The following is a 5,407-nucleotide window of genomic DNA, read 5'->3' on the forward strand; positions in this document are numbered from 1 at the left end:
CCTTTGCCTTGTGTATGTGTATGAAAGCGCTTGTATAGTTTGAACAGATCATCTTTATACCTTACCAGGTCAATCCCCAAGCCGTTGTCTGTTACCGTTATCACCGCATGTCCATTCTCATATTTACTCGATACACCAATCACCAATGGTCTATCTGGTGATCGATACTGTATACCATTACTGATAAGATTATAGAGTATGCTATTGATATAGGCTTTGATCGATATGATCTTGTCGTACGCAAGGTGCAAATCAAATCGCACGACATTCTCTTGTGTAAATGACTTCAGGGATTGCCGGATCAGTTTTACTTCTTCCGGGAGACTTACGTCTTCATATACCGTGAAGCGATCATTGCGGATGTCTACAATTTTATTCAGGTCGCGGATGATCGTTTCGAGTGAATAGGCAGATTGCTCAATGAGTTCCAGTATATGGCTTTGCTCATCGGCACTATTCGCCAGCCGGTGAATGTTCATGAGTCCGATGATGCTGGCCACCGGACCCCGCATGTTGTGCGATACGGTATACGAGAATTGTTGCAGTTCATTGTTCTGCATCACCAGTTGCTGGTTGGTGTGAAGCAGGTCCCTGTTTTTTTCGTCCAGTGTTTTTTCCAGGAATTTATTCTGGCTCTCCAACTCACCGCGTTGTCGTTCGATCTCGTTGTTGGCCATGATCAAACTTTCCTGGCTCTGGTGAAGCTCTTCACTCTGCGCCTGGATCTCTTCGTTTTGTGTCTCTATATTTTTGTTCAGCTCATGCAACTCGCGGTTCGTATTTTCGAGCGCAGCATTTTTAGCATTGAGATCTTCGATTAACTGATTGTTACGCTGTTCAAATATATCCGCGACACGCTTCAACGATAATACACTGCCGATGAGTAAGAAGTAAGAGATGAACAACACCAGGTTAGCCGACATATACTGGGTAACAGTGGGTACCTGGTGCCGTGTGCTATAAAAGCGGAGTATAATATCGAGCAGAGCAAAGGCTGTAAAATTAGCACCGATGCCTATATACATGAGCTTGCGCTCCTGGTTGGAAAAGATCAATGCCGGAATGATAGCCGTTGCCAGCAATATACTATATATACCGGGCGACCGCTGGTATTCAAACGACTCGGGCATTTGAATGCGGTTGATTAGTAAAATGGTAAGACTGGTGAGTGGTATAGTGATGGTGAGCAGAATGCGACTCACATAGATGGCCCCGATCCTGTTAAGCAGGGGGGTGGTGCAGAGGGCTATAAATGTTACGAGCACCATCTGGTGCGTAAACGACCATTTGCTTCGCAGACTATAGGAGAGAAACAAGGCCGTGAGTACAATGGCAATAATGGCTATCCTGTTGGAAAGAATGACAGCCCTGGCCTGTAGCCTGGGCATTTGTTCAGTTACACCAACGGTAGTGAGCGCTCGTATCATCATTGTGCGGCAATATAAATTCTTTCATGGTACCCAATTGATTTCTTTTTTTAAAAGGGCCAAAGTCTTTTGTTCGGGCGATCCGGAGGGTGGCTGGTAATTATATACCCATTGCGCCTGTGGCGGGAGGCTCATCAGGATTGACTCTGTACGGCCATCGGTATCGAGACCGAATTTTGTGCCGCGATCCCACACCAGGTTAAACTCCACATAACGTCCTCTGCGCAGATATTGCCACTGCTTTTCTTTTTCGGTATAGGGCAGCGTATGGTTCTTTTTCATGAACGCAGTATATATAGGGGCAAACGCTGATCCTACATCTTTTACAAAATCGAATCGCGATTCTTTTGTAAAACCATTTTCGCCTTTCAGGTAATCGAAAAATATACCGCCTATGCCCCGTGTTTCATTCCGGTGCTTAATAAAAAAATAATCATCCGCCCATTTCTTAAAGCTGGGATAATATGAAGCATCGTGTTTATCGCAGGCATTCTTTAACTGCTGATGGAACCAGCGTGCATCATCTTCTGCCACATAATGCGGAGTAAGATCGATGCCGCCACCAAACCACCATACACCATTGCTCATCTCGAAGTAACGCGTGTTCATGTGAATGATAGGCACCATCGGATTTATAGGATGCAGCACAATAGATATACCGGTAGCGAAGAAATCAGGATGATCGCCCGCAGGAAGATTCATCGTCTTCAATACCGGCTCGGGTGTTTTGCCCCATACTGCCGAGAAATTTACTCCGCCTTTTTCAATGATGTTACCCTCGGTGATCACACGACTCACACCTCCACCACCGCCCTCGCGTTCCCACGGATCGCTGATAAATTTTCCTTTCCCATCCACCTCTTCCAATGCCTTGCATATACTCTCCTGAAGTTCAATAAACCAGTCGCGGATCAATTCCTTTGTTACCATAGGCGGCAAAGTTAAGAAAAGGCGGGTAATGGTTAGCCGTATTGGTTAACCGTTAATCGACAACAATTGGTGAATATTGAATATCGAACAAGGAATGTCGAATGATGAAGTTGTTTTCTGTTGGTATTTCTTTCTGCGCAAATCTGCGAGATCAGCGGGAGAGTGTTATTCTGTGGGAAATAATTTGAATATCGAACAAAGAACACCGATCAACGAATGATGAAGTGTGATACCCTTTGCTTTGTATTTTTCTTCTGCGTAAATCCGCGAGATCAGCGGGAAACAAATGACTGTTTATTTCTGTGTTATTCTGTGCGTTCTGTGGGAAATAATTTGAATATCGAACAAAGAACATCGATCAACGAATGATGAAGTATAAATGCCATTTCCTTAAAACAATGAACACAGAACAATAAACTATTTCACTATCTTTCGCTCGAGACCAACATGTTATTTATGGCGATTGAAGAGACCACAAGAGCCAAGAAGAAATCGCGGACTGCTATTGACCGTGCTGTTCTTTTAAAAGCTTACCAACTGATGTGTACAGCCAAACGTATGGCTGAACTATATGATGAGAACCGTGATATCTGTGGCAAGTATGTGCACAGTACTTCGCGTGGCCATGAAGCGATACAGCTTGCAGCCGGTTTTCATTTAACAGCGATCGATTATGCTTCACTATATTATCGTGATGAATCGATGTTACTCGGCATCGGACTCCAACCGTATGAGTTGATGTTGCAACTGATGGCCAAACGCGATGATCCTTTCTCGGGTGGACGAACGTACTACGGGCATCCTTCTTTAAGACGCGAGGGCTTTCCGGTTATTCCGCATCAAAGTTCTGCTACCGGTATGCAGGCTATACCTGCCACGGGAATGGCGCATGGTATAGCATACCTGGAATCACAATCATTACAAAAGTCTGGTGATACTAAACATCCCGTGGTGTTATGCTCACTCGGTGATGGTTCTGTTACCGAAGGTGAAGTAGCCGAAGCATTTCAGATGGCGGTGCTGAAGAAGTTGCCAATTATATATTTAGTACAGGACAATGACTGGGGTATATCTGCTTCGGGCGATGAGATGCGTGCCATGAATGCGTATGAATATGCAGCAGGCTTCAAAGGCCTGGAACGTATGATGGTGGATGGTGCCGATTTTGTGGACTCGTACCAGGGTATAGCAAAAGCATTTGCGTATGTACGCGAACGCAAAGGACCTATACTGGTGCATGCGCGTTGCCCGCTGTTGGGACATCATACATCCGGTGTGCGCAGAGAATGGTATAGGGGAGAGAACCTGGAAGAACACCGGAAGAATGATCCGCTGGACAAACTGAGATATTACCTGCTCGAAGAAGGAGAAACAACGGAGTCGCTAACAGCTTTAGAGCAACAGGCTATTGCACATGTTGCTGCCGATTATCAGCGCGCGCTTCAGGCGGCAAACCCGGATATAGCGGATTTTAATACGCATGAATTTGCGCCTACCCCGGTCGTTGCAGAGGCGGGTAATCGCTCGCCCGAGGGGGGAGAGAAGGTGGTGATGGTGGATGCAGCCTTGCATGCTGTAGATGAAATACTAAAGAAACATCCTGAAGCTTTATTCTACGGACAGGATGTAGGCAGAAGACTGGGCGGAGTTTTTCGCGAAGCTGCTACCCTGGCACAGAAGTATGGCGATGCACGGGTATTCAACACACCGATACAGGAAGCTTATATAGTCGGATCAACCGCAGGTATGTCGGCAACAGGAGCGAAGCCTATTGTAGAGATACAGTTTGCAGACTATATATGGCCCGGTATAAATCAACTGGTGGAAGAGCTTTCGAAAAGTTGTTATCTCTCGCATGGTAAATTTCCGATACAGTCGCTGATACGTGTGCCGATCGGAGCGTATGGTGGTGGAGGCCCGTATCACTCCGGTAGTGTAGAGTCTGCGCTGCTGACGATCCGTGGTATAAAAATAGTATACCCTTCCAACGCGGCTGATATGAAGGGACTGTTGAAAGCATCGTTCTACGATCCGAACCCCGTGGTGTTATTGGAGCACAAAGGTTTATACTGGTCGAAAGTACCCGGCACAGCCGAAGCCAAAACCATTGAACCGGATGAAGACTATATTATACCACTGGGTAAAGCTGCGATCGTACAGACTGCTTCGCAGGAAAAGATTGAGGCAGGAGAGTCGTGCGTGATCATTACGTATGGTATGGGTATATATTGGTCGAAAGAAGCGTCACGTTCCTTTGAAGAGCGTGTGGAGATCATCGACTTGCGTACACTGAACCCGATCGATTGGGAGACGATCACGTCTTCTGTAAAGAAACACGGACGTGCACTGGTACTCACCGAAGAACCATTGCTCAATTCTTTTGCAGAATCTCTTGCCGGAAGAATTTCCAAAGAATGCTTCCAATACCTTGATGCCCCTATATATACTCTCGGTGCTGCCAACCTCCCGGCCGTTCCTCTGAATGTTGAGCTGGAGAAAATGATGTTACCCAACGCGGAGAAAGTAAAAGATATAGTGGAAAGCCTGCTGAATTATTAGCAACTGTTGCATTCATTTGTGTTCATCTGTGAATTCTGTGGGAGATTTTTTTTGCATTTCTTCTGCGTTAGCTATCGGGATCAGCGGGAGATAAATATCGAACAAGGAACACCGATTAACGAATGCTGAAGTAAACACAACCGCTTCCCGGCACAAACTTCTGGCAGCTCGTAACCAGAAGCTCGCAGCTTTTTCTAAAGTATATAAAAGCCCGGAAGACAGAACCCTCGAAAGCATTTGCTGCTTACGAAGAACAATTAACCTGTAACAAATAACGGCTTTAGAATGGAAATCCTATCCCCACATTATATATCACCGGCTCTTTATAGTTCGTATAGGTTGTGGTTTCTCCGTTCTTTACTTCGGTAGCATACGGTTTGAAGAAACGGATCTTGTTCAATACAAAGCGATCGCCTTCATCGCGGGCGGGGTCAATTACTTTCATGCCGACATCGAAGCGAAGTATAAGAAATGTAAAGTCGAAGCGCAGA

General features: G+C 45.7%; 4 protein-coding genes. 1 reads left to right on the forward strand and 3 read right to left on the reverse strand.

Annotated elements, in window-relative coordinates; all coding sequences use genetic code 11:
* A partial coding sequence (locus VIN08_RS15435) for a sensor histidine kinase (protein WP_331966886.1) occupies positions 1–1,430 on the reverse strand: 1,430 nt, incomplete at its 3' end.
* 21 nt (positions 1,431–1,451) lie between these two features.
* Positions 1,452–2,357: an oxygen-dependent coproporphyrinogen oxidase gene (gene hemF / locus VIN08_RS15440; RefSeq protein WP_331966887.1), complete on the reverse strand. Its 906-nt coding sequence runs from the start codon at positions 2,355–2,357 to the stop codon at positions 1,452–1,454.
* 456 nt (positions 2,358–2,813) lie between these two features.
* Between hemF and VIN08_RS15445 the strand changes: the two genes are divergently transcribed.
* Positions 2,814–4,916, forward strand: coding sequence for an alpha-ketoacid dehydrogenase subunit alpha/beta (locus tag VIN08_RS15445; RefSeq protein ID WP_331966889.1), 2,103 nt, complete (start codon positions 2,814–2,816; stop codon positions 4,914–4,916).
* A 280-nt stretch (positions 4,917–5,196) separates the two neighbouring features.
* Here the strand turns inward: VIN08_RS15445 and VIN08_RS15450 are convergent.
* Positions 5,197–5,407 (reverse strand): hypothetical protein (locus VIN08_RS15450; protein ID WP_331966891.1); only part of this gene is annotated, 211 nt, incomplete at its 5' end.

The sequence above is a fragment of the Ohtaekwangia sp. genome (genome assembly GCF_036568665.1).
GTDB lineage: Bacteria > Bacteroidota > Bacteroidia > Cytophagales > Cyclobacteriaceae > Ohtaekwangia.

Coding starts and splice junctions, on each gene's coding strand:
- hemF (WP_331966887.1), bottom strand. CDS start 2,357: ATGGTAACAAAGGAATTGATCCGCGACTGGTTTATTGAACTTCAGGAG.
- VIN08_RS15445 (WP_331966889.1), top strand. CDS start 2,814: ATGGCGATTGAAGAGACCACAAGAGCCAAGAAGAAATCGCGGACTGCT.